The following is a 22,569-nucleotide window of genomic DNA, read 5'->3' on the forward strand; positions in this document are numbered from 1 at the left end:
AGAGGCGAGGATGGCACGCACCGGCAGCACCGCCAGGAAGACCGGCCGCGCGCCGCTGCCGCAGGGCGGCCGCATCGTGCAGCTGCGGGGCGCGAGCCCGGACGGGCCGGCCTTCTCGGTCGAGCTGGTGACCCCGGAGAGCGCCGCCGGCCTGCTCGCCCGCAAGCGCCCCGCCGCCGGTGAGAACCCGGCCGCCATCGCGGCCTATGCCGAGGCGATGCGCGAAGGCCGCTGGATCCTCAACGGCATGCCGCTGATCCTGTCGCGCAACGGGGTCCTGCTCGACGGCGTGCAGCGCCTGCGCGCCTGCATCCGCGCCGGCGTCCCCTTCCTCACCGTGCTGGCGCAGAACATCCCCGATGACGTGCTGCACACCATCGACCAGCAGCGCCGCCGCTCCTTCGCCGGCGTGCTGGAAAGCCGCGGCATCCCGCATGCCCATGCGCTGCAATCGGCGCTGGTCAAGCTGATCCGCTACGAGGACGGCAAGATGCTGCGCGGCGCCGGCACCGCCGCCTGGTCGCGCATGGACCGCGTGCTGCGCGCCAATCCCGATCTCGAGGCGGCGGTGAAGCTCTCCCTCGAGAGCCCGGCCACCATGCTCTCCGAGGCGGTGCGCACGCCGCTGCTCTTCATGGGCTTCCGGGTCGACAAGGCGGCGACGCGCCGCTTCCTCGACGCCATCGCGCATCCCGAGAACCACTCCCCGATGGAGCCGGGCGCCCGCATCCGCGACCTGATCGACATCACCCGCGGCGATCCGACGACGCGGCTCAAGCCCACCACCCTCTTCGCCGTCTGCATCAAGGCGCTGAACGCGACGATCTCCGGCGAGCACCAGCGCAGCTACACCTGGATCGACCCGACCGCCAACCCGACCCGGGGCGAGGACTTCCCGGCGCTCGCCGGCTATGCCGGGCTCGACGATCCGGGCCATGCGGCGGATGGCGAGGAGACGGCGCGCGGCCTGCAGGAGGCGGTGCGGCGCCTGGCGGCGGAGGAGGGCGTCTTCCCGCTGGCGATCGAGACCATCACGCCGGAGATGGCCGAGGCCTACCTCGCGCACAACAGCCGCAACCGCAAGATCGTCGCCGCGCATGTCGATGCCATCGCCCGCGACATCCGGGCCGGCAACTGGATGATGAACGCGCAGCCGATCTGCTTCAGCCGCGCGGGGCGGCTGCTGAACGGGCAGCACCGGCTCTCGGCGGTGATCCAGGCGGGCGAGCCGATCGAGGTGCCGGTGATGCGCGGCCTGCCGGAGGAGGCCTATGCCACCTACGACATCCACGCCAAGAAGGGTCCGCAGCTCGGCATCGCCTTCGACAGCTTCGGCGACCGCCCGCTGGTCGCCGCCGCCGCCGTGCTGCTCTGGAAGCACGAGCTGAAGCCCGCCGGGACGCGCAACGCCAAGCCGACGCCCTCCGAGGTGATGCGAATCGTCGAGCAGCATCCGCGCCTGCTGGAGCTGCGCACCTTCGGCCGCAAGATGATCGAGTTCGGCCGCGGCTCGGTGCTGACCTATGCCGCCTATTGCATCGAGCGCGAGGATCCCGAGCTCGGCCGCATCTTCCTGGAGCGCTTCGAGAGCGGCGCCGACCTGCCGCGCGGCCACCTGATCCTGGAGCTGCGCAAGCGGATGCAGATCCTGCGCCGCGAACGCACCAGCCAGGAGGAGCAGCTGCGCGAGGTCCTGGCCGCCTGGGCGCGCTTCCGCGAGAAGCCCGATCTCGACCGGCTGGACTGACGCGCGGCCGGCCTCGGGCGTCCGGCCCGGGACCCTCCGCCCCGCGCCGGCGGGGCCAGATCAGTCCGGCCGCCGCGCCAGGCGCGCGCTGTCCTCCGCCCGCAGCTCCGCCTTGCGCGCCGCCTGCCGCAGCGCCGCCTGCCGCCGCGCCTGGAGCGCCAGCTCCAGCCGCTTCACCTCGGCGAACTCCGCCCGCAGCGCCTCGCGCGCCGCCGCCTCCTGGGCCCGCAACAGGGCCAGCCCCTCCAGCAGCCGGCCGCGCCGCCGCGCCGCGGCGCGCGACCAGGCGGCCCAGTCCCCCAGGCTGGCCGGGTGCTGCCGCACCTGCGCCTGCTCCGCCGCCACCTCCTCGGCCTGGTGGGCCAGCGCCGCCTCGCCGGCCAGGCGGGCCTGCTCGGCCGTGGCCAGGGCGATGCGGCGCTCATCGGCGCGCTGCCGGGCCAGCCGGATCAGCAAGGGCAGTCCCTGCATGCTTCTCTCCCGCCCGTCCGGATGACGGGACTTGGCCGGCCATGCCGCGCCATGCTATCCATTATTCGTTTTTCGCAAGAACGTCGAGGCCCGGATGCGTGCTTGGCTGCGGTGGTGTCTTCCCGGCGGCGGCCTGGCGATGCTGGGGATCGGGCTGGCCTGTGCCGCCTCCGGCCGGGCGGCCGCGCCCGAGGCCACGCCGTCGGTCCCGACACGGTTCGGCGGCAGCGCCTTCCTGATCGGGCCGGGCCGGATGGTCACCAACACCCATGTCGTGCTGCGCTGCCGCCTCGAGGGCCGGGGCGTGGCGGTGGAGGGCCTGCCCGGCCCCTGGCGGGTGCTGGCGGAGGACCCCGGCACCGATCTGGCGCTGCTGGCCGGCCCGGCCGCGGGCGAGGCGGCGCTGGCGCTCTCCGCCGCGCCGCGCCTGCCGCGCGGCCTGCCGGTGCTGGTGCTGGGCTATCCCGCGAACCAGCCGGGCCACCGGCCGCAGGCCAGCGCCGGCACGCTGCGGCACGCCACCCTGACGGTGCACGACCCGGAGGGCGGCCATGCCGTCAGCTTCGTCATGACCGACCGGCAGGGCCGGGAGGTGGAACCGGGCTGGGAGGACGGGCTGCGCTATTTCGGCGCCGCCCAGGCCGAGCGGCTGCGCTGGCGGCTGGAGATCGCGGCGCCGGCCAGCGGCGGCAGTTCCGGCGGGCCGGTGCTGGATGCGGCGGGCAATGTGGTGGGGGTGGTCTATGCCGGCGGCGCCGGCGGCACTTCCGCGGTACCGCTGACCGACCTGCGCGATTTCCTGGCCCGCAGCGGGGTGGCGCCCCGGCTGCAGGCGCCCGCCGGCGGCGGGACGCCCGACTGGCGGGCGGTGCAGGAGCGGGTGGCGGACGCGATCCGGCGGGTGACCTGCTGAGCGGCGAGGGTGACGCCGGGGGCTCAGGCCGCGGCGATGCGCGAGCCCGGAGAGGCCTGGCCGGCGCTCTCCTCCTGGCCGTCCGGCCCGTCCTCCCGCAGCGCGGCGACCCCGGCGGCCAGGACCGTCTCGCCCTGCCGCCCCAGCGCCAGCGTGACATCGCGCAGCGCCGCCTGCAGCGAGAGGCAGTCGAGGCCCCCCTCCTGCGCGGCCAGCAACACCGCCCCGCCCTGGACTTCGCTCTCCTGGACCTCGCTCTCCTGGACCTCGCTTCGGGACGCCGGCCGCAGCCGGAGGGTCTGGGCCAGGTCACGGAGCGCCTGCGGCGCATGGGCGCAATCGCCAGCCAGCCGCAGGGTCAGCTGGTAGGACCGGCCCTCCGCCGCCGGGCGCAGCCAGTGCTCCTCGCCCGGCCCGCCGGGCAGCCGCCGCCAGGCCGCGCTTCCGGCCAGGGCCAGCAGGGCCCGCCGGCGGCGCGCCGAGCGCGCCATCCGCAGCACCGCCCGCGCCACGGCGGCCAGGCCGCATTGCCGCATCCGGGCGCCGAGCTCGAGCAGGGTCGTGCGCAGCGCAGCCCCCTCCGCATCCGCCGCGCCCTCCATCAGGAAGCACAGGCCCGGATCGAGGAATTCCGGCATCAGCACCCCCGTATCCCGCGTCATCCGGTGCATCCAGAGGCGGTCCAGGGCCTGTTCCGTGCTGTGCAGCAGCAGGCTCAGATCGGGGTCCCGCGGCGCGGCGTGACGCGAGGCAAGGGGGATGACGGTCGCCATTCTGGCTGCTCTCCGCGGGATCGGGCGAATGTGGCGACTATGCCGGGAAGGCGTTAACAAAGCGTGATCCCGCTTTGTTCGCGGAATTGATCAAGAAAGCGACAAATCTCCGTGAGAGATCATCCCGCGCCCGCCTGCGGACTTCTCCCCGCGGGGCCGGCGGCGATAGGGCGGCGGCGCGATGGCAGGAATGGCGATGCGGATCATCCGGAACGGGCGGAACGGGCGGGCGATGGCCCTGGCGGCAGGGCTGACGACCGGGCTGGCAACCGGGCTGGCCTTGGCAGGGCCGGCGATGGCGCAGGAGGTCCCGCGGCAGATCCCGCCCCTCGACACGACGCGGCTGAACGCCCAGAGCTTCGATGTGCGCGGCTTCGACCCGCTCGCCGGTCAGGCGCCGGCGCCGCCGATCGCGTCGCGCATGGCGTCTTCCGAGACCCCCTCCTGGGCGACGATGACCACGCCGCCCGCCGCGGAGAGGATGGGCCGGTTGATGAGCGAAGGCTGGAGCCGGGACGGCTTCGCCGCCCGTCGAGACTGAAGTTTTTTGAGACACAATCCCTGTTTTATGGATTGTTCTCCTGCGGCATCATCAGCCCATGGCACAGGAGGGAAGACGCCGGGCATGGCAGCGCATTACGGGCGGGGCTTCGTCTTGCTGCACACGGCGCTGGGCCTGTTCGTCGGGCGCACGCCGAGTCAATCCTACTGGTCCAAGCTGAACGCCGCCGGGCGCGACGCCGCCGCCACCTTCCCGAGCGAGGCCCTGGCGCGGCTGCATGTCGAGATCTGGGAGGGTGGCTGGCCGGAGGATGAGCGGCTGAACGAGCTGGAGCTGCATCCGGTGCGGATCGACCGCCCCGGTGGCTGGGCCAGTGTCGCGGCGCTGCGCGAGGCGGGGCTGGAGCGGCATCTGGGCGAGCTGGCGCATCGCGCCTGGGCCCGCCAGGGCGGTCATTGCTGAGCCGGCGCGCCTCGGCTCACGGCGCGGCGCGGAAGGCCTCGCGCCGCCCGGCGATCTCCTGGGTCACCGCCAGGGCGGCGGGCGCATCCATGCTGGCCAGGATCGGGCCGGCCTGCCGCTCGGGGATCTTCAGCAGGATCACCGCGGCCCGCTGCGGCTCCAGCCGGTCCAGCACCTTGGCCGCCTGCTGCGGCTTCATGTTGACATAGAGCGCGACCAGCGCGTCGAGATCGGCCTCCGAGGCGGTGTTCTCGCGCACCACCAGCCGCTCCATCTCCTCGCGCAGCCGCGCCAGTTCGGCGATCTGCCCGCGCGCCAGCGCCTCGGCCGCCTGCAACCGCGCCTCGCGCGCCTCCAGCGCCCGCTCGCGCCGCTCGATCTCCGCCTGGCGGCGCGACACCTCGGCCAGCAGCCGGGCATCGCCGGGCCGATCGTCGCCCAGCGGATTGGCGCGGATCGGGCCGGCCAGCACCGGCGCCACGGTGGGCCGCGCGGTCAGCCCGCCCCCCATGGTCATGACCGGGGCCATGACGGGCGGCGGCGCGCCGGGGCCCGGGCGCGGCCGCTCCGGCCCCTGCGCCCAGGCCCCGGCGAAGCCCAGGCCGGCCAGCCCGGACCAGTGCGACAGGCCCTCCAGGCGGCCCGGCACCAGCGCGGCCAGCCCCAGCAACATCAGCGGCAGGCCCATCCGGGGCAGACCCATCCGAGACAGACCCATCCGAGACAGACGGGGCGCGCGGCGGCGGGGCGGGATCGGCAGGGGCGGCGTCATGGCGGCGGGATCCTCAGGCTCAGTCAAGCTTGACGCGGATGGTGCGCGGCGGCGGCTCGGCGGGGGACGCGTCCGGCCCCGGCCCGGCCCGCAGCAGCGCCGCCAGCGCGGGACCGGCCGGCGCCGCGCCCTCCAGGCAGGCCACCGGAAGAGGGGGCAAGGGGAGGTCCAGGGGAAGATCCAGGGGGAGATCCAGGGGAAGGCCCAAGGGAAGATTCGGGGGAAAGCCCGCGGCGTCCTCCCGCGGGGCGCCGAGGGAATCCTCGATCAGCCGGCCCGGCGCGGCGGGGCCCTCCCCGGCGGCGGGCGCCTCGGTCAGCATCTCGACCAGGCGCGGCGCCGGCGCGCCGAAGGGCGCGGCGAGCGGCGGGGCGGGGCGGTGCGGGCGGGCGGAGAGCCGTTCCGCCAGGCCCAGCGGCTCGACCAGTTCGCGCGGCGGCGCGGCGGCGCGGGCGGTCTGCAGGCGGCGGTTCTGCCGCAGCGCCTGGTCGAGCCGCGCCGCCACCTCCTCCGCCTGGCGCGAGGCCGAGCCCAGCTCCTGCGACAGCCGGCGGCAGGCGGTGATCTTGCTGTCGACCTCGGCGATGCCGTCGCGCACCGTCTGCACCAGGCCGCCGGAGGCGCCATCGAGCCGCCGCGAGGCGGCATCGAGCTGGGCCACCACCGCGCCCGCCCCCTCGAGCGCGGCGCGTAGCCGGCCCATGCGGCGGTAGAGCAGCAGGATCCAGCCGCCCTGCGCGGCCAGCACCGCCAGGCCGGAGGCATCCAGGATTTCGGTCAGCGTCATGATGGGGATTCTCCTCGCCCGTCCAGGGCCGCCGCGGCGAGGTCGCCCGGCCAGCCCTTCTCGATCACGCAATCCTCGACATGCAGCACCACGCGCTCGTCGCGCGCGGCCATGGTGGCGCGGCAGACCATCAGTCCCTGGCAGAACACCTCGATGGCCTCGTCCTGCCGGCGGTCGAGCGCCAGCACCGCGCCGGGCTGCCAGGCGGCAATCTCGGCGAAGGGCAGCACGCGGCGCTCGATCACCGCGGTCAGCTCGAGCGGCGCGCGCGGCAGCTCCTCGGCCAGATGGCTGCGCCAGATGGTGTCGCCGCCCTGCTTCTTGCCCAGCACCTCCTGGCTCAGCAGGTCGCGCACCGGGTCGATCGCGGCATAGGGCAGCAGGAAATCGATGTAGCCGCCGCGCCCCTCCATGGTGATCTCGGCGCGGAAGGTCAGCGCCGCCGCGGTCGGCTTGGTGATCAGCGCATAGCCCGGCGTGATCTCGAAGCGCTCCAGCGCGAAGGTGGCGGGCGAGACGGCCTCGAAGGCGCGGCTCATGTCCTGCGCCACGATGGAGACGAACTTCTCGACGAAGGTGCGCTCGATCGGCGTGTAGGGCCGGCCCTCGATCGGCTGCAGCGCGTTGCGCCGGCCGCCCAGCAGGATGTCGACGATCGAGCCGATCAGCCGCGAATCGAGCGCGGCCAGGCAGTAGCCGTCCCATTCCTCGATGCGGATGACGCCGATCAGCGCCGGCAGGGTGATGGTGTCGAGGAAGGCGCCGACGCGCACGGGGCGGATGCGGTCGATCACCACATCGGCGTTGTCGGCGGTGAACTTGCGGCTGGAGCTGGTCATCAGCCGGGCCAGCCGGTCGACGACGATCTCCAGCATCGGCAGCTTCTCGTAGCGCACCGCGCCGCCGACCAGCGCCTCCAGCCCGCGCCGCGGCGGCTCCGGCTCGGCCGCGGGCTCCGGGCCGCCGAACAGGCTGTCGATGTCGCCCTGGCCCATGGCCATGCCGGCGGCGCCCCAATCGGCCATCGGATCGCCCATCGGATCGCCCATCGGATCAATGGCGGGCTCCTGGCCGTCCGGCGTGTTCGCGCTCCCGCTCACGGCTCAGGCGACCACGAAGCCGGTGATCAGCACGTCGCGCACCCGGCCCGCGCCCAGCATCAGCTCCAGCCGGCGGTGCAGGTCGCCGCGCAGCCGGTCCATGGCCAGGGCGCCCTCGGTCTCGCCGTCGCGCAGCGTGCGCAGATAGAGCACCAGCCCGTCATAGACGCGCGGACTGAGCAGCTCGGGCTGCAGCTCGGCCGGATCGCCGGCGAGTTCGACGGCGAGCTTGAGCCGCAGCTGGCGCGGCCGGCCGGCATTCGGCAGGGTCAGCGTCATCTCGGGGAACTCGAGGAAGGCGGGGCGGGCCGTGGGCGGCGCGGCCGGCGCGGCGGCCGAGCCCACAACCATATTTCGCATCGTCTCCGCCGCGCCCGGCATCAGGAACCAGGCGCCGGACAGGCCGCCACCCAGCACCGGCAGCAGCAGCAGAGGCACCAGCAACAACCGGCCGCGCCGCTTGCCTCCTGAGGCCGGGCGCGGCGGCTTATCGGATTTTTTCGCATCATTCTCGGCGGCAGAGGCGGACATGGGCGAGGCATCTCCTGGCGGCATTGATTTTTCGCGCGACAAGCGGAGCGACCGCAGATATAAACCGACACGTTCTCGCATGCCATGCTAAAAACACCGGAAGCCGAACTTGCCCGCCCCCCGTCAGGCCCGTGGGCGGACGCGGCGGAAGGTCTGGCCGGCGGGAGACAGGAACTGGATGCCGCGGCCCTCCGCGTCCCGGCGCCACGGCGCCGGCCCCGGGCCGGTCGAGAAGGGACGAGAGAAGGTCGATGCAGCAAATCCGCACCCTCGGATCCGGTTTCGATCTGAGCGGGCTGGGCCAGGGCCTGGCCCGGCTGGGCCCCGCGAAAATCGGCGCCATGGTCGCCGTGGGCCTGGCCGCCCTGCTGGCCGTGCTTCTGGTGGCCCGCTCCGCCCAGGCGCCGCACGGCCTGCTCTATGCCGGGCTGGAGGCGGCCGATGCCGGCCGCATCGCCGCCCGCCTCGAGGAGCTGAAGATCCCGGTCGAGGCGCGCGGCGATGGCAGCATCCTCGTCCCCGCCGAGCAGGTCGCGCGGCTGCGCATGCAGCTCGCGGCCGAGGGCCTGCCCCGCCAGGGCGGCGCCGGCTACGAGCTGCTCGACCAGGCGAGCCCGATGCAGATGACCTCCTTCATGCAGCGGGTGCAGCGGCTACGCGCGCTGGAGGGCGAGCTGGCGCGCACCATCGTCGCCATGCAGGGCGTGCGCAGCGCCCGCGTCCATGTCGTGCTGCCCGAGCGCGAGAGCTTCTCGCGCGACGCGCCGGCGCCGACCGCCTCCGTCACCGTCACCACCTCGGCCGGCCAGCGCCTCGGCGCCGCCCAGGCGGCGGCGATCCGGCTGCTGGTCTCGGGCGCCGTGCCGCGGCTGCGGCAGGAGGATGTCTCGGTGGTCGATCCCGCCGGCGTGGTGCTGGCCGCCGATGGCGGCCTCGGCGCCGCCGCCGGCCGCATCGGCGAGATGCGGGCGGCGCAGGAGCAGGCGCTGCAGAAGGCGGTGCTCGACCTGCTGGAGCCGATCCTCGGCCGCGGCAAGGTGCGCGCCGTCGCCGCCGTCGAGATCGACGGCGCCCGCGTCGTCGCCCGCGCCGAGACCTTCGACCCGCTCGGCCAGGTGGAGCGCGGCCGGCAGAGCCAGACCGAGCAGGAATCGAGCGAGGACGGCCGTGGCCAGGCGCCGGTGACGGTCGGCCAGAACCTGCCCAACCAGCAGGTCAACAACACCGCCACGCGCAGCGCCACCAGCAACCAGCGCAACAGCGAGACAGTGAATTTCGAGATCTCCTCGAAGATCGAGGAGACCACGCGCGAGCCCGGCGCGGTCAAGCGGCTCAGCGTCGCCGTGGTGGTCGACACCGCGCTGGACGCGGAAGGCCAGCCGCAGCCGCGTCCGAAGGAGGAGCTGGAGCGGCTCGCCGCGCTGGTCCGCTCGGCGGTCGGCTTCAACCCGGCGCGCGGCGATCTGGTGACGGTCGACACGCTGCGCTTCCTGCCCGGCGAGGCGGCCGGCACGCTGGCCAGCGCCGAGACGGGCGGCGCGCCGCTGGGCGCCGCGCACTGGGCGCTGCTCGGCGCCGGTGCCCTCGCCGCCGCGGGCGGCGGGCTGCTGCTGCGCCGCCGCGGCCAGCGCCGCCGCACCGCCGCCCGGCTCGCCGCCGAGGCCGCCGCCGCCGCCGCCGCCGCGGCGGCCGAGAGCATGGACGACGCCATCGCGACCGTCGGCCAGGACATCCAGATCCGCCTCTCCTCGCTGAACGCGCTGCAGGAGATCATCGACCACCGGCCGGAGGAGGCGCTGGCCGTGGTGCGCAGCTGGATCGAGGAAGGCTCGCCGGCATGAGCGCGGCGCGGCCCTTCCACCCGCCCTCGCTGAGCACCCTGCAGGCCGGCGCGGACGGCACGCTGGCGGCGCGCATCGCCGCCGAGGAGCGGCTGCGCGCCCGCGCCCACGAGGCCGGCCGCCTGGCCGGGCTGGAGGAGGGGCTGACGCGCGGCCGCGCCGAGGGCGCGCTGGCCGGCCGGGCCGAGGCCGAGCGGGCGATGCAGGCCGAGCTCGTCCGGCGCGGCCAGACCGGCGCCGCCGCCGCCGCCCAGGCCTTCGAGGCGCTGCTGGCGGCGGGCGAGGCCGAGCGGCACCGGCTCGACGCCGCCCTGCGCGCCGCGCTGGCGGCGGCGCTGGAGACCCTTTTCCCCACCCTTCTGGCCCGCGCCATGGGCGGCGAGATCGTCGCCCTGGCGGCCGAGGCGCTGCGCCTGCGGCCCGAGGCCGGGATCACGCTGCGGGCGCATCCCGCCACCCTGGCGGCGGCGCAGGCCGAGGGCCTGCCCGGTGCCGGGCGGCTGCGCCTGCTGCCCGACGAGACCCTGCCCCCCGGCGCCGCCGAGGCCGCCTGGGACCAGGGCGGGCTGACCTTCGCGCCGGAGCAGCTGCTGGCCCGGATCGGCGCCCTGCTCGGCGCGCCCTCCACCCCCCCCGCCCTGCCCGGCGATCCGCCACAGGAGACCAAGCGATGAGCGACAGCGCCTCTTCCGAGAACCCTTTCCTGACCGAGCGCAAGCCGCGCATCATGGACATCCCGGTGAGCGTGCAGGTGGTGCTGGGCAGCAAGCGGCTGCCGATGGCCGCCCTGTTCAACCTGAGCCGCGGCTCGGTGATCGAGTTCGACCGCAAGGTCGGCGAGCCGGTCGACCTGATGGCCAATGAGCGGCTGATCGCGCGCGGCGAGATCCAGATCACCGATGACGGCCGGCTGTCGATCTCGATCACCGAGATTGTCTCCGCGGCGAGCTGAACCCCTTTTCCCGGAGGCGCGCAGAATGCCGCTCCCCCTTCCCGCCCCGGCCGCGGCGGGCCGCCGCCGCGCCGGCCGCGCCGCCCTCCTGGCGCTGCCGCTGCTGCTGCTCGCCGCGCCCGTCCTGGCGCAGAGCGTCTCGCTCAGCCTCGGCGCCCCGGCGGGCACCCTCAGCGGCCAGGCGGTGGCCAGCGGCGGGCAGAGCCTGACCACCAACATCGTCGGGCTGATCGTCGCCACCACCCTGCTGGCCCTGGCGCCGGGGCTGCTGGTGGTCGCCACCTCCTTCACCCGCATCGTCGTCGTGCTGTCGATGCTGCGCACCGCCCTCGGCCTGCAGCAGTCGCCGCCCAACACGGTGATCGTCAGCCTGGCGATGTTCCTCTCCGCCTTCGTCATGGCGCCGGTGCTGGAGCGCGCCTGGAGCGAGGCGGCGCGGCCGCTGATCGAGGGCAGCATCACCGAGGAGATGGCCGCCGAGCGCGCCATCCTGCCCTTCCGCGGCTTCATGGAGGCGAATGTGCGGGAGCGCGACCTGGCGCTGTTCATCGACATCGCCAAGTGGCAGCCGCCCGAAGGCCGGGCCTCGGGCGCGGCCGAGGGCGGGACCACGGGCGCCGCGCCGCGCCACGGCGTGCCGCTGCACATCCTGGCCGCCGCCTTCATCATCTCCGAGCTGAACAAGGCCTTCCAGATCGGCTTCCTGCTCTTCCTGCCCTTCCTGGCCATCGACATCGCCATCAGCGCGGTGCTGATGGGCATGGGCATGATGATGCTGCCGCCGGTGGTGATCAGCCTGCCCTTCAAGCTGATCTTCTTCGTGCTGGTCGATGGCTGGTCGCTGGTGGCCGGCGCCCTGGCGCGGAGCTTCACCGCGTGAGCGCGCCCCCCTCCGACCCCCGGCCCCGCCCCCGGCGGCGCCGCGCCCTGGCCCGCGCGCTGCGGCACGAGGCGGCCGCCGGACCGCCGCCCTCGGGCGCCCTGCTGGACAGGCTGGCGGCGCTGGCCGCGGCGCGCGGCGCCGTGCCGCCGCCCGAGGCCGATGCCGCCGAGCGGCTGGTCCGCGCCCTGCCGGCCCCGCCGCCGGCCGGCCTGCCGCCGCCCGAGATCCTGCCGGTGCTGGCGGCGCTGCTGCGGCCGCTGCTCGCCCTGCCCCTGCCCCTGCCCGCCGCGACCCCGTACGCCCCGCCCCCGTACGCCCCGCCCCCGCCCAGCCCGCCGCGGAGTCCCGCCCGATGAAAGCCCCCGAATCCCGCCGCGCGGTGCGCGTCGCCGAGAGCAAGGCCGATCCGCTGGCCGATGTCGCGGTGCTGTTCATGGCGCTCGACGAGACCCGCATCCAGAGCCTGTTCGACCGGCTGGAGGAGAACGAGATCCGCCGCGTCAGCCGCGCCATGGCCAATCTCGGCAAGGTCGATATCGACCATGTCGAGCGCGTCATCACGCGCTTCCGCAACGAGGTCGGCCGCACCGGCACGGTGATCGGCACCGCCGAGACCACCGAGCGGCTGCTGCGCCGGCTGCTGCCCAACGAGAAGGTCAGCGAGATCATGGACGAGATCCGCGGCCCCGAGGGCAAGACCATGTGGGAGAAGCTGGCCAATATCTCGCCCGAGGTGCTGGCCACCTATCTGCGCACCGAGCTGGCGCAGACCGCCGCCGTCATCCTCGCCAAGCTGCCGGCGCAGCACGCGGCGCGGGTGCTGGCGCTGCTGCCCAAGCCCTCGGTGGACGAGATCATCCTGCGCATGGTGCGGATGGACAGCATCCAGAAGGGTGTGCTGCAGGACATCGAGCAGACGCTGCAGCGCGAGTTCATCACCAATCTCAGCCGCAGCTACGAGCGCGACAGCTCGCAGATCGTGGCCGAGATCATGAACCGCGCCGACAAGGGACTGGTCGAGAACCTGATGCGCCAGATCGAGGCGCGCGAGCCGCACGCGGCGGCGCGCATCAAGCGCATCATGTTCACCTTCGACGACCTGATCCGCGTCGACCGCACGACCTTCGCCACCCTGGTCGCCGAATGCCCGGCCGACAAGCTGCAGATCGCGCTCACCGCCGCCAGCCCGGAGCTGCGCGAGCTGTTCCTCGGCAGCATGTCCGAGCGCGCCGCCACCATGATGCGCGACGAGATCGAGAACATGCCCTCGCAGCGGCGCAAGACGGTGGAGGACGCGCAGGCCGACATCATCACCATCGCCAAGCGCCTGGCCGATGAGGGCCGCATCTTCATCCTGGACGAGGATGAGGTGGGCGAGGCCGGCTGATGGGCGGCCGGCTGACCCCGGTCGCGCCGGTGGCCGCCGGCGCGCGCGAGGCGGGGGCGGGCTATGCCGCCGCGGCGCGCGCGCTGAGCGCGGTGCCGCCGGTGGGCGGCGCGGCCACGCTGCCCGGGCCGGCCGAGCTGCCGGGCCTGGACGCGGCGGCGCTGCGCGCGGCGGGGCTGGCCGGCCTGCTGCCCGGGTCGGAGGCGGGCCTGGCCCTGCCGCTGGCGCTCGGGCTGATGCGTGGCGAGGCCCGCCTCTGGCTCGGGCCGGAGCGGATCGAGGCGCTGGCCGCGGCGCTCGGCCTGGCGCCGGCGCTGCTGGCCTGGCAGCTGGACGCGCCGCCGCCGCCGCCGCCGACGCTGGGCGAGGCGGCGCCCTGGCAGGGGCGGCAGCTGCCCCTGCTGCTGGGCGAGAGGCTGGCCTGGCTGCGGCTGTTCTGGCGGCCCGACCGGCCGCCACGACGCGGCGAAAAAACATTGAAGGGCGCCGGCGTCGCCCTGGCCCTGCAACTCGACCTGCCGCCATCGGGGCGGCTCGAGCTGCGCGCGCGGCTGGAACAGGGCCGGCTGGACGCGGTGATGGAGACCGCGCCCCGCCTGCCCCGGCCGCTCCTGGCGGATCTGTCGGAGGGCTTCGCCGCGGCGCTGGCGCGGCTGGGCCTCGGCGGCGAGCTGACGCTGCGGCACAGCGAGGGGGATCACGGCACTTGAAATGCGAAAAACGATGGATGTAGAGAGAGACCTCCCCCAGCAGACGGGCCGGACCGCCGCATGAGCGCCGACGACCACCTGAGACGGCCGATCATCGTGAAGCGCCATCATGGCGAGCACGAGGAGGAGCATGGCGGCCAGTGGAAGATCGCCTATGCCGACTTCGTCACGGCGATGATGGCCTTCTTCCTGGTGATGTGGCTGCTCTCGAGCACCACCGAATCGCAGCGCGAGGGCATCGCGCAGTTCTTCACCGCCTCCAGCATCCTCGACCTGCCGGCCGGCAATGGCGCGCTGGATGGCGGGCGCTCGGTGCTGACGGCGGGCGATTCGCGGCAGGACGGGCTGACCCGCGTCGAGGATGGCGGACTGCGCCGCGACAGCGAGGGCGGCGAGAGCGCCGGCGAGGGCGCGGCCGCCCAGGCCATGGCGCAGGCCGCCCGGGAGGGCGCCAGTGCCGCCGGCGGCGCCCGCGACCCGATCGAGCGGCAGCGCTTCGAGGCGATGAAGGCCGAGATCGAGCGGCTGATGGCCGGCGAGGCGCTGCGCGACCTGGCCCAGAACATCCAGCTGGAGATGACGCCGGAGGGCCTGCGGCTGCAGATCTTCGACCGCGATGGCGCGGCCATGTTCCAGCCTGGCGGCGCCGAGCCGACGCCGCGCCTGGCCCGCATCCTGGAGGTGGTGGGCGGCGTGCTGGCCACCGTGCCGAACGCCGTCGTGCTGGCCGGCCACACCGATGCCGACCGCTTCCAGCGCGGCGCCTACGGCAACTGGGAACTCTCCACCGACCGCGCCAACAGCGCCCGCCGCGCCCTGGAGCGCGCCGGCGTGCCGGCGCCGCGCATCTTCCGCATCGAGGGCAAGGCGGCGATGGAGCCGCTGCTGCCCGGCGCGCCCGCCGATCCGCGCAACCGCCGCATCGCCGTGACGGTGCTGCGCGCCGATGCGGTGGAGGCGGCGCGCGCCGCCGCGCGCCATTCCACCGAGCCGCGGCGGTGAAACCCCGCGCGACCTCCGGCCCGCCGGCAGAAGGCCGGCGCCGGTCCCGAACCGAAGCGGCTGGCGCCCGCCAGCCTTCCCCGTGTCACGCCCGCCTTGAGAGGGACCGCCGATGACCGCCATCAACGCACTCCGCACCAGCACCTCCGGCCTGAACGCCCAGGCGCAGAAGCTGGCCGGCATCTCCAACAACATCGCCAACAGCTCGACCGTCGGCTACAAGCGGGTCGACACGCAGTTCTCCAGCCTGGTCCTCGAGGGCAGCAGCAACGGCTCCGCCTCCCTGACCGGCACCGCGGCGCAGAACCGTGTCGAGATCAGCAAGGTGGGCCAGGTGCAGTCGACCGGCACCGACACCGACATCGCGGTGAACGGCAACGGCTTCCTGGTGGTCAACGAGGGCGCCGACAGCGCCGGCAAGTACCTGGCGACCCGCGCCGGCTCCTTCCGCCCCGACGCCAATGGCAACCTGGTCAATGCCGCCGGCTACTACCTGCAGGGCGTCAGGCTCGGCGCCGACGGCCTGCCGGCCGGCAATCTGGGGGACAACAACCTGGAGAGCCTGACCACGGTGAATGTCAGCGACACCTCGGTCGCCTCCTCGCCGACGACGCAGATGAAGGCCTGGTTCAACCTGCCCTCCGACCAGACCGCCTATGCCTCGCCGCCGCCGAACGAGAACGCCTTCGTCAGCAGCATCGACTACTACGACGCGCTCGGCGGCAGCCAGACCCTGACCTACCGCTTCACGCCGGTGCTGCCCGACGCCGCCGGCACCGACAACACCAATGCCTGGATCCTGCAGGTCTTCGACAGCGCCACGGGCAGCGGCGCCTCGGGCAGCGGCGCCGACACCTACGATGCCAGCCATCTGGTGGGCTCGGTCGAGTTCGAGTTCTACCCGGCGAGCGCCGGCAGCAACCTGGCCGGCACCATCAAGTCGGTGAAGGACGCCACCACCACCCACAGCCGCAACGCCGACGGCACCGTCGCGCAGAGCGCCAGCACCACCATCCTGAGCCCGGCCAATTACGGCCGCGACGGCAGCGATGCGGACGCCGCCGCCGACACCATCCCCGGCCTCGGCCGCTACGACCCGATCACCGGCCGGCTGACCCTGCAGGTCGGCGCCGGGGTGTCCGGCACCGCCACCACCGACCTGCCGATCAACATCGGCGTCCCCGGCAGCGTCTCCGGCGTCACCCAGCTCTCCGGCAGCTACACCCCCGTGGCGATCGAGAAGGACGGCTCCGCCTTCGGCCTGCTCGAGCGCGTCTCGGTCGAGGATGACGGCAAGGTCGTCGCCACCTTCTCGAACGGCCAGAGCCGGGCGATCTACCAGGTCAAGCTCGCCGTCTTCGCCAATGCGGACGGGCTGAACCCGGTGCGCGGCGATGCCTACGAGATGTCGCGCGAGGCCGGCGCGGTGCGGCTGCTGACCGCCGGCGAGGGCGCCGCCGGCACCACCTCGGGCGGCGCGCTGGAATCCTCCAACGTCGATATCGGCACCGAGCTGACCAACCTGATCGAGACGCAGCGCGCCTACAGCTCCAACGCCTCGGTGGTGCGCACCGCCGACCAGATGCTGGAAGAGGCGACCAACCTCAAGCGCTGAGCCCGCGGCGGCGGGCCTCTCCCCGCCGCCCTCCCTCCCTGACGCGGAAGCCGGATCATGAGCCTGCAAGGCGCCCTCTCCACCGCCCTCTCCTCGCTGGCCGCCGAGCAGCGCAACGCCGCGCTGATCGCCAACAACATCGCCAACGCCAACACGGATGGCTATGTGCGGCGCGAGCTGCCGCGCGGCGAGAAGCTGGTGGCCGGCGGCGGCGCCGGCGTCGAGACCGGCGTCGCGCAGCGCGCCGCCGATGCCGCCCTCGCCGCCGCCTCGCGCGCCGCCGACGCGGCCGAGGCCTATGCCGACCGCATGCAGGGCACGCTGGAGGTCTACAACAAGACCGTCGGCCAGCCGGCGGACGAGACCTCCCTGCCGAGCCGCCTCGGCGCCTTCCAGGACGCGCTCGACTTCCTCTCCGGCAGCCCGGACGACGCCGTGGCGCAGAGCCAGGTCCTGGCCACGGCGCAGAACCTGCTCGACACGCTGCACGGGCTCGACGCCGCCCTGGCCGATGGCCGGGCCGCGGCCGACCTCGCCGTGGCGCGCGATGTCGAGACGGTGAACACCGCCCTGGCCAATCTGGCCGAGAACGACCGGCAGATGGCCCAGGCGGCCGCGCGCGGCGCCTCGACGGCCGAGTACGAGGACCGGCGCGACGTGCTGCTGGCCGGGATCGGCAAGGTGGTGCCGATCCAGGTGTACGACAACGGCCCCGGCCGGCTGATCGTGATGACCGATGGCGGCAACACGCTGCTCGACAGCACCACCGCGCACCCCCTGCGCTTCACCCACACGCCGGTGATCTCCGCGACGGCGACCGGCCTGGCCGGCGTCACCGTCAACGGCCAGGCGCTGCGCGTCTCGGAGAGCGGCTCGCTGGCCGCCTCGCTGACGCTGCGCGACAGGACCCTGCCGGGCTTCGCCGCCATGCTGGACCAGACGGCCGGCGCGCTGGTCACGGCCTTCCAGGAGGCCGACACCACCCTCTCCGGCACCGCGGCCGGCCTCTTCACCACCGGCGGCAGCCCGCCCGTGGCGCTCGCCGGCGGCGATGACGTCCGCGGCCTCGCCCGCGACATCCGCCTCAACACGCAGGCCGATCCCGAGCAGGGCGGCGCGCTGTGGCGCCTGCGCGACGGCATGCAGGCGACGAGCCCGGGCCAAGCCACGGACAACAGCTTCGTCCTCCGCGCCCTGTCCGGGATCGAGGAGAACCGCAGCTACGACAGCAGCGGCGGCCTGCCCGGCACGATGAGCCTGCCGACGGCCGCCGCCCAGGTGGCGGGGCTGATGCAGAGCGCCCGCGCGGTCTGGACCGACCGCGCCGAGAGCCGCGCCAGCCAGGCGCTGCAGGCGCGCGAGAGCCTGGCCAACAAGACCGCCGTGAATGTGGATGACGAGACGATGCGCCTGCTGGTCGTGCAGCAGACCTATGCCGCCACGGTGCAGGTCATCCAGGCCGTCTCCGACATGCTGAAGGAACTGTCCGAGATCCGGTGAGCCGGAGCGGAGGGAGAACACCATGGACAACCGTGTTTCGGGCAGCGGCATGGCCATCGGCCGCCAGGCCGACCTGACCCAGATGAAGATCGAGCTGGCCCGGCTGACCGCCGAGATGTCCTCGGGCAGGAAGGCCGATCCGGCGCGCGAGATGGGCGTCGGCGCCTCGCTGCTCTACAAACTGCACGGCGAGGTGCAGCAGGGCGCCTCGCTGAAGAGCGTCGCCAGCCAGGCCGGGCTGCGGCTGGCCACCATGCAGACCGCGCTCGGCAATGCCGGCACGGTGATGCAGGAGATCTCGACGCAGATCCTGCAGGCCGAGGCGCTGGAGGGCGATGGCTATGCCACCCTGGCCGCGGCCGCGCGCGGCGCGCTCGAGAGCCTCGTCGGCCTGCTGAACACCCGCTTCGACCAGCAGAACGTCTTTGCCGGCACCGACAGCGCCGCGCCGCCGGTGGCCGCGCCCGCCGGCCTGCTCGCCCAGGTGCAGTCCCTGCTCGGCGGCGCCGTCGGCGGCGGCGGCCCGCTCGACGCGGACGAGGCCGGGGCGCTGATGGCCGATGTCCGGGCGCTGTTCGAGGATGCCGATGCCGATGGCGACGGCGATGCCACGACCCAGCCGCCGGCCTTCTACGGCCTGGTCTACGGCGCGGACAGCCGGACCGGCGACGGCCGGCCGACGCAGGTCCGCATCGGCGCCGGCGAGACGCTGAGCTATGACGTCCGCGCCGACAACCAGGCCTTCCGCGACGCCTTCCAGTCGCTCGCCCTGCTCTCCACCCTGGACGCGCCGGACAGCCAGCTCAGCGAGGCGGCGCGGCGCGGCCTGCTCGACCAGGCCGGCGCGCTGATGCGCGGCGCGCAGAGCCAGCTCACCACCCTCTCCGGCGTGCTCGGCATCAAGCAGGCGCGGCTCGAGAGCGTCGCCGAGATCCAGGACAGGGCGATCGCCGCGGCGACGGCGCAGATCAACGACCTCGAGACGGTCGACTACTACACCATCGCCGACCGCGTCTCCGCCCTCGAGCTGCAGCTCAACGCCACCTATTCGGTCACCGCCCGGCTCAATCAGCTGAGCCTGGTCAACTACCTCTGATCACCCCATCCCCGGAGAAACCGTCCATGGCCATCCCCCCCGTCTCCCCCTTCATCCCCCTGGCCCTGGAGGAGGAGGACATCGCCACCTACGCCGCCATGGCCGAGGGGCTCGGCTGCGACACCGAGACCTGCGCCGAGGCCTTCATGCTGGCGACGCCGCTGGCGCGCGAGACGGCGGTGCGCCTCTGGCGCGGCCTGATCCAGGGGCCGGGCGGGGGGCCGAGCGAGAGGCCGGACGAGGCGGCCGGCGGCCCGGCACGGCGGCTGCAGGACGGCCGCGCGCTCGGCGCCATGAAGGCGCTGCTCGGCCTCGACCCCGCCCGCATGCCGGTCGCGGCGCTGGCCGCCGCCGGCCTGCGCTACAGCGCCTGACGCGGGACGCCCGCGCCATGCCGCGCCGCCCGCGCCGTCCGCTCCGCCTGCTGCTGCTCGCGGCCGCCCTGCCGGGCCTGCTGTCCGGCCTGCTGCCGGGCCTGGCCCAGGCGCAGGTGCGGCTCAAGGACATCGTCGCGATCGAAGGGGTGCGCGGCAACCAGCTGATCGGCTACGGCCTGGTGATCGGCCTGCAGGGCAGCGGCGACCAGCTGCGCAACACGCCCTTCACCCAGCAGAGCCTGGCGGCGATGCTGGAGCGCATGGGCATCAACGTCGCCGATGCCCGGGTGCAGACCAAGAACACCGCCGCCGTCATCGTCACCGCGACGCTGCCCGCCTTCGCCCGCCAGGGCACGCCGATCGACGTGCAGGTCTCCTCGCTCGGCGACGCCAAGAGCCTGAACGGCGGCACGCTGATCGTGACCCCGCTGATGGGCGCCGATGGCGAGGTCTATGCCGTGGCGCAGGGCCCGGTGGTGGTCGGCGGCTTCAAGGCCGAGGGCCAGGCGCAGAGCATCTCGAGCGGCGTCACCACCCAGGGCCGCGTGCCGGGCGGCGGGCTGGTCGAGCGCGAGGTGCCGGTCGAGATGCGCGGCCTCGAGAGCATCCGCCTGGCGCTGCGCGCGCCCGACTTCACCACCGCCATCCGCATCGAAGAGGCGGTGAACGCCCGCTTCGGCGCCACGACCGCGACGGCGCTCGACCTCGGCACCGTCGAGGTGCGGGTGCCGCCCGGCTTCCGCGACCGGCTGCCGCTGCTGGTGGCGCAGATGGAGGGGCTGCAGGTGCGGCCCGAGACGCCGGCGCGGGTGGTGGTGGACGAGCGCACCGGCACCATCGTCGTCGGCGCCCAGGTGCGCGTCGATCCGGTGGCCATCACCCATGGCAATCTGGTGATCCGCGTCACCGAGAGCCCGCTGGTCAGCCAGCCGGCGCCCTTCTCCAATGGCGAGACCACGGTGGTGCCGCGCACCCAGGTGGAGGTGGACGACCAGCGCGGCCGGCGCCTGGCCACCCTGCCGCGCGCCACGACGCTGAAGGATCTGGTGGACGGGCTGAACGCGCTCGGCCTCGCGCCGCGCGACCTGATCTCGGTGCTGACCGCGCTGAAGGCCAGCGGCGCGCTGCATGCGGAGCTGCAGTTCATCTGACCGCCGCGTCCGCCGATGGCCGCCGCAGCTCGGGGCCCGGCCGGGCGGCGGCCGAACCCGTCCGCGCGGCGGCGGCGCCCATTCATCCCGGGCGCCCCTGGCCCTATCCTGCGCCGCGCAACGGAGAGGGGCGGATGGCTGGACAGGATCAGGGGGCCTTCACCCGCACCCCGCTGGGCGACGGCGCCCTGCTGCTGCATCTGCGCCCGGCCCGCCCGCCGCTCGCCTTCCTGGCCAGCGTGGCGCTGCTGGGCGGCCTCTTCGGCCTGCCCGCCCTGGCGGTGCTGATCGATCCGGCGCGGCACGACGCGCTGTCGCTCGGCGCCGCGCTCGGCGCCCTGCTGGTGCTGGGCCTGGCGGCCCTGGCCTGGCGCCGGGCGCGGCGGGGACGGGGGCGGCGCGAGATCCGGCTCGATGCCGCCGGCATCCTCCTGCCCGAGGGGCGCCTGGCCTGGACGGCGCTGCGCGGCCTGCGGGTCGAGGCGCCGCCGCCCGCCGCCACCCTGCCCGGCCCGCACGGCCTCGGCGCCGGCATCGCCGCGCAGCAGCGCGCCTCCGAGGCGCGGCTCTGGCTGGACCGGCGGGATGCGAGCGAGCCGGCGCTGGTCGCCGGCGGCCTCGGCCTGCCGGTGGCCGAGGCGCTGCGCGAGGCCATCCTCGACTATCGCGACCGGTTGCCCGGCCCGATGTGAGGAGATCCGGCGAGAGGAGGTTAAGGCGGGGAGATCAGTAGGGGATCACGCGCTCGATCACCTGCTGGCCCCAGCGCGGCCGCTGCAGGTCGCTCGACACGCCGCGCCCGCCATAGGCGATGCGCGCCTCGGCGATCTTCTCCGAGGCGATGCGGTTGTTCGGGCGGATGTCCTCCGGCCGCACCAGGCCGCGCAATTGCAGCTCGCGCAGCTCGTTGTTGACGCGGATCTCCTGCGAGCCGGCGATCTCCAGATTGCCGCTCGGCAGCACCCGCACCACGGTGGCCGCCACCTGCAGGCGGATCTTCTCGTTGCGGCGGATCTTGCCGCTGCCGTTGGCCGTGCTGCCGCCGCCCAGCTCCAGGGCGGGATCGAGCTGGCCGCCGAAGGCGCGGCCGAGCACGCCCTGCAGCCCGAAGAGGAAGGGCATCCGCATCGACTGCGCGCTCTCGCGCTCGAGCTCGGTCTTGTTGTCGAACTGGGCGCTGTCGTCGATCTCGATCTCGACGGTCAGCAGGTCGCCCACCGTGCGGGCGCGCTGGTCGCGGAAGAAGGTGCGGCTGCCGGGGCGCCAGAGCGATCCGGCCATGGCCGGGCCGCCCGCATCCGGGCGCGAACGGTTGGCCACCTCGAGCGGGCTGTCCGGCGCCGTGGCAGGCGCCCCGCCGATCTCGCCCGGCGCCGAGATCGGCGGCGGCCGCTGGATATGGCCGAGCGTGTCGCAGCCGGCCAGGCCGAGCAGGGCGAGCGGCAACAGGGCCGGGAGGCGCAGGGCCGAGGGGCGGAAGGCCGATGGACGAAAGACCGATGGACGAAAGACCGGGGGGCGAAAGACCGGGGGGCGGGGGAACTGGCTCATGGCGCGGCGCGCACCTCCAGCGTGCCTTCCGCCACCACCAGGGCGCGGAAGGTGCGGTTGCTGCCGGGATTGTGGACGCGCACCGCCTCGCCCAGCGCCCCGGCCTCCAGGGCCCGGCCCTCCAGCTCCAGCGAGACGCCGGCGCTCTTCCAGAAGACGCGGACCGGCTGCGCGGCGCGCACCAGGGCGCGCTCGCCGATGTCGCGGGCGCTCAGCGGCACCTGGGCGCGGACGCGGCGCTTGACCTCGAGGCCGATGACCTCGCGCTCCGCCTCGACCAGATCGGCGCGGTCGCGGCGCGGCGCCAGCGCCTCGATGTCCTGCGGCTGCAGGATGTCGCCCGGCAGCAGCGGGCGGGCCGCGTGCCAGACCTCGCGCGCCGCGGCGGACGGGGCGGAGAGCGGCAGCGCCAGGAGCGGCAGCGCCAGGAGCAGGGGACGCATCGG

General features: G+C 74.3%; 26 protein-coding genes. 18 read left to right on the forward strand and 8 right to left on the reverse strand.

The window, feature by feature from the left end; genetic code table 11:
• The first annotated feature begins 10 nt into the window (after positions 1-10).
• Positions 11-1,747, forward strand: a complete 1,737-nt coding sequence (locus ACF3NH_RS21885) for a hypothetical protein (protein ID WP_422925985.1) — start codon at positions 11-13, stop codon at positions 1,745-1,747.
• Between the two features lie 60 nt (positions 1,748-1,807).
• Here ACF3NH_RS21885 and ACF3NH_RS21890 read toward each other — a convergent pair whose 3' ends face one another.
• Entirely contained in the window at positions 1,808-2,218 is a 411-nt protein-coding gene (locus tag ACF3NH_RS21890; RefSeq protein ID WP_422925987.1) for a hypothetical protein, read from the reverse strand.
• Between the two features lie 94 nt (positions 2,219-2,312).
• Between ACF3NH_RS21890 and ACF3NH_RS21895 the strand changes: the two genes are divergently transcribed.
• On the forward strand, positions 2,313-3,131 hold the full coding sequence (locus ACF3NH_RS21895) for a S1 family peptidase (RefSeq protein WP_422925989.1): 819 nt from the start codon (positions 2,313-2,315) through the stop codon (positions 3,129-3,131).
• Between the two features lie 23 nt (positions 3,132-3,154).
• Here ACF3NH_RS21895 and ACF3NH_RS21900 read toward each other — a convergent pair whose 3' ends face one another.
• Positions 3,155-3,904, reverse strand: coding sequence for a hypothetical protein (locus ACF3NH_RS21900; protein ID WP_422925991.1), 750 nt, complete (start codon positions 3,902-3,904; stop codon positions 3,155-3,157).
• A 196-nt stretch (positions 3,905-4,100) separates the two neighbouring features.
• Here ACF3NH_RS21900 and ACF3NH_RS21905 point away from each other — a divergent pair, with 196 nt between their 5' ends.
• Both ACF3NH_RS21905 and ACF3NH_RS21910 read left to right on the forward strand, forming a co-directional pair.
• On the forward strand, positions 4,101-4,445 hold the full coding sequence (locus ACF3NH_RS21905) for a hypothetical protein (RefSeq protein WP_422925993.1): 345 nt from the start codon (positions 4,101-4,103) through the stop codon (positions 4,443-4,445).
• 84 nt (positions 4,446-4,529) lie between these two features.
• Positions 4,530-4,868 carry a hypothetical protein gene (locus ACF3NH_RS21910; RefSeq protein WP_422925995.1) on the forward strand — a complete coding sequence of 113 codons (339 nt, stop codon included), beginning with the start codon at positions 4,530-4,532 and terminating at the stop codon, positions 4,866-4,868.
• Positions 4,869-4,884: 16 nt separating this feature from the next.
• Here the strand turns inward: ACF3NH_RS21910 and ACF3NH_RS21915 are convergent, their stop codons facing one another.
• Genes ACF3NH_RS21915 through ACF3NH_RS21930 form a run of 4 tightly spaced genes read right to left on the reverse strand, consistent with a single transcriptional unit; the run spans position 4,885 to position 8,058 of the window.
• Positions 4,885-5,640 (reverse strand): MotE family protein, encoded by a 756-nt coding sequence (locus ACF3NH_RS21915; RefSeq protein ID WP_422925997.1) that lies wholly within the window; start codon positions 5,638-5,640, stop codon positions 4,885-4,887.
• Between the two features lie 19 nt (positions 5,641-5,659).
• Positions 5,660-6,427 carry a hypothetical protein gene (locus ACF3NH_RS21920; RefSeq protein WP_422925999.1) on the reverse strand — a complete coding sequence of 256 codons (768 nt, stop codon included), beginning with the start codon at positions 6,425-6,427 and terminating at the stop codon, positions 5,660-5,662.
• Positions 6,424-7,527, reverse strand: a complete 1,104-nt coding sequence (locus tag ACF3NH_RS21925) for a FliM/FliN family flagellar motor switch protein (RefSeq protein WP_422926001.1) — start codon at positions 7,525-7,527, stop codon at positions 6,424-6,426. The genes ACF3NH_RS21920 and ACF3NH_RS21925 overlap by 4 nt, the downstream gene beginning before the upstream one ends.
• 3 nt (positions 7,528-7,530) lie before the next feature.
• Positions 7,531-8,058: a flagellar basal body-associated FliL family protein gene (locus tag ACF3NH_RS21930; RefSeq protein WP_422926003.1), complete on the reverse strand. Its 528-nt coding sequence runs from the start codon at positions 8,056-8,058 to the stop codon at positions 7,531-7,533.
• 251 nt (positions 8,059-8,309) lie between these two features.
• Here ACF3NH_RS21930 and fliF point away from each other — a divergent pair, with 251 nt between their 5' ends.
• The 14 genes from fliF (at position 8,310) to ACF3NH_RS22000 (ending at position 21,264) form a co-directional block, all read left to right on the forward strand.
• On the forward strand, positions 8,310-9,899 hold the full coding sequence (fliF, locus tag ACF3NH_RS21935; RefSeq protein ID WP_422926005.1) for a flagellar basal-body MS-ring/collar protein FliF: 1,590 nt from the start codon (positions 8,310-8,312) through the stop codon (positions 9,897-9,899).
• Positions 9,896-10,573, forward strand: coding sequence for a FliH/SctL family protein (locus tag ACF3NH_RS21940; RefSeq protein ID WP_422926007.1), 678 nt, complete (start codon positions 9,896-9,898; stop codon positions 10,571-10,573). The genes fliF and ACF3NH_RS21940 overlap by 4 nt, the downstream gene beginning before the upstream one ends.
• Positions 10,570-10,851: a FliM/FliN family flagellar motor switch protein gene (locus tag ACF3NH_RS21945; protein WP_422926009.1), complete on the forward strand. Its 282-nt coding sequence runs from the start codon at positions 10,570-10,572 to the stop codon at positions 10,849-10,851. Before ACF3NH_RS21940 ends, ACF3NH_RS21945 begins: the two co-directional genes overlap by 4 nt.
• 25 nt (positions 10,852-10,876) lie before the next feature.
• A complete protein-coding gene (fliP, locus tag ACF3NH_RS21950; protein ID WP_422926011.1) occupies positions 10,877-11,731 on the forward strand; it encodes a flagellar type III secretion system pore protein FliP in 855 nt (284 codons plus the stop codon).
• On the forward strand, positions 11,728-12,090 hold the full coding sequence (locus tag ACF3NH_RS21955) for a hypothetical protein (protein ID WP_422926013.1): 363 nt from the start codon (positions 11,728-11,730) through the stop codon (positions 12,088-12,090). Before fliP ends, ACF3NH_RS21955 begins: the two co-directional genes overlap by 4 nt.
• A complete protein-coding gene (locus ACF3NH_RS21960) occupies positions 12,087-13,121 on the forward strand; it encodes a flagellar motor switch protein FliG (protein ID WP_422926015.1) in 1,035 nt (344 codons plus the stop codon). The genes ACF3NH_RS21955 and ACF3NH_RS21960 overlap by 4 nt, the downstream gene beginning before the upstream one ends.
• Complete coding sequence (locus ACF3NH_RS21965; RefSeq protein ID WP_422926017.1) at positions 13,121-13,831, forward strand: hypothetical protein; 711 nt, start codon at positions 13,121-13,123, stop codon at positions 13,829-13,831. The genes ACF3NH_RS21960 and ACF3NH_RS21965 overlap by 1 nt, the downstream gene beginning before the upstream one ends.
• 60 nt (positions 13,832-13,891) lie before the next feature.
• Positions 13,892-14,833, forward strand: a complete 942-nt coding sequence (locus ACF3NH_RS21970; RefSeq protein WP_422926019.1) for a flagellar motor protein MotB — start codon at positions 13,892-13,894, stop codon at positions 14,831-14,833.
• Positions 14,834-14,945: 112 nt separating this feature from the next.
• Complete coding sequence (locus ACF3NH_RS21975) at positions 14,946-16,448, forward strand: flagellar hook protein FlgE (protein ID WP_422926021.1); 1,503 nt, start codon at positions 14,946-14,948, stop codon at positions 16,446-16,448.
• Positions 16,449-16,505: 57 nt separating this feature from the next.
• On the forward strand, positions 16,506-17,948 hold the full coding sequence (gene flgK, locus ACF3NH_RS21980) for a flagellar hook-associated protein FlgK (RefSeq protein ID WP_422926023.1): 1,443 nt from the start codon (positions 16,506-16,508) through the stop codon (positions 17,946-17,948).
• A 22-nt stretch (positions 17,949-17,970) separates the two neighbouring features.
• Complete coding sequence (locus ACF3NH_RS21985) at positions 17,971-19,044, forward strand: flagellin (RefSeq protein ID WP_422926025.1); 1,074 nt, start codon at positions 17,971-17,973, stop codon at positions 19,042-19,044.
• A gap of 26 nt (positions 19,045-19,070) precedes the next feature.
• Positions 19,071-19,418 (forward strand): polysaccharide deacetylase, encoded by a 348-nt coding sequence (locus tag ACF3NH_RS21990; RefSeq protein ID WP_422926027.1) that lies wholly within the window; start codon positions 19,071-19,073, stop codon positions 19,416-19,418.
• A 17-nt stretch (positions 19,419-19,435) separates the two neighbouring features.
• Positions 19,436-20,572, forward strand: coding sequence for a flagellar basal body P-ring protein FlgI (locus ACF3NH_RS21995; protein WP_422926029.1), 1,137 nt, complete (start codon positions 19,436-19,438; stop codon positions 20,570-20,572).
• Between the two features lie 134 nt (positions 20,573-20,706).
• Positions 20,707-21,264: a hypothetical protein gene (locus ACF3NH_RS22000; protein WP_422926031.1), complete on the forward strand. Its 558-nt coding sequence runs from the start codon at positions 20,707-20,709 to the stop codon at positions 21,262-21,264.
• A gap of 34 nt (positions 21,265-21,298) precedes the next feature.
• On the opposite strand, the gene ACF3NH_RS22005 is transcribed toward ACF3NH_RS22000, so the two are convergent.
• Positions 21,299-22,123, reverse strand: coding sequence for a flagellar basal body L-ring protein FlgH (locus tag ACF3NH_RS22005; RefSeq protein ID WP_422926033.1), 825 nt, complete (start codon positions 22,121-22,123; stop codon positions 21,299-21,301).
• Entirely contained in the window at positions 22,120-22,566 is a 447-nt protein-coding gene (gene flgA / locus ACF3NH_RS22010) for a flagellar basal body P-ring formation chaperone FlgA (RefSeq protein WP_422926035.1), read from the reverse strand. Before flgA ends, ACF3NH_RS22005 begins: the two co-directional genes overlap by 4 nt.
• Positions 22,567-22,569: the final 3 nt, after the last annotated feature.

Source organism: Pseudoroseomonas sp. WGS1072 (assembly GCF_049340465.1).
Lineage (GTDB): Bacteria > Pseudomonadota > Alphaproteobacteria > Acetobacterales > Acetobacteraceae > Pseudoroseomonas.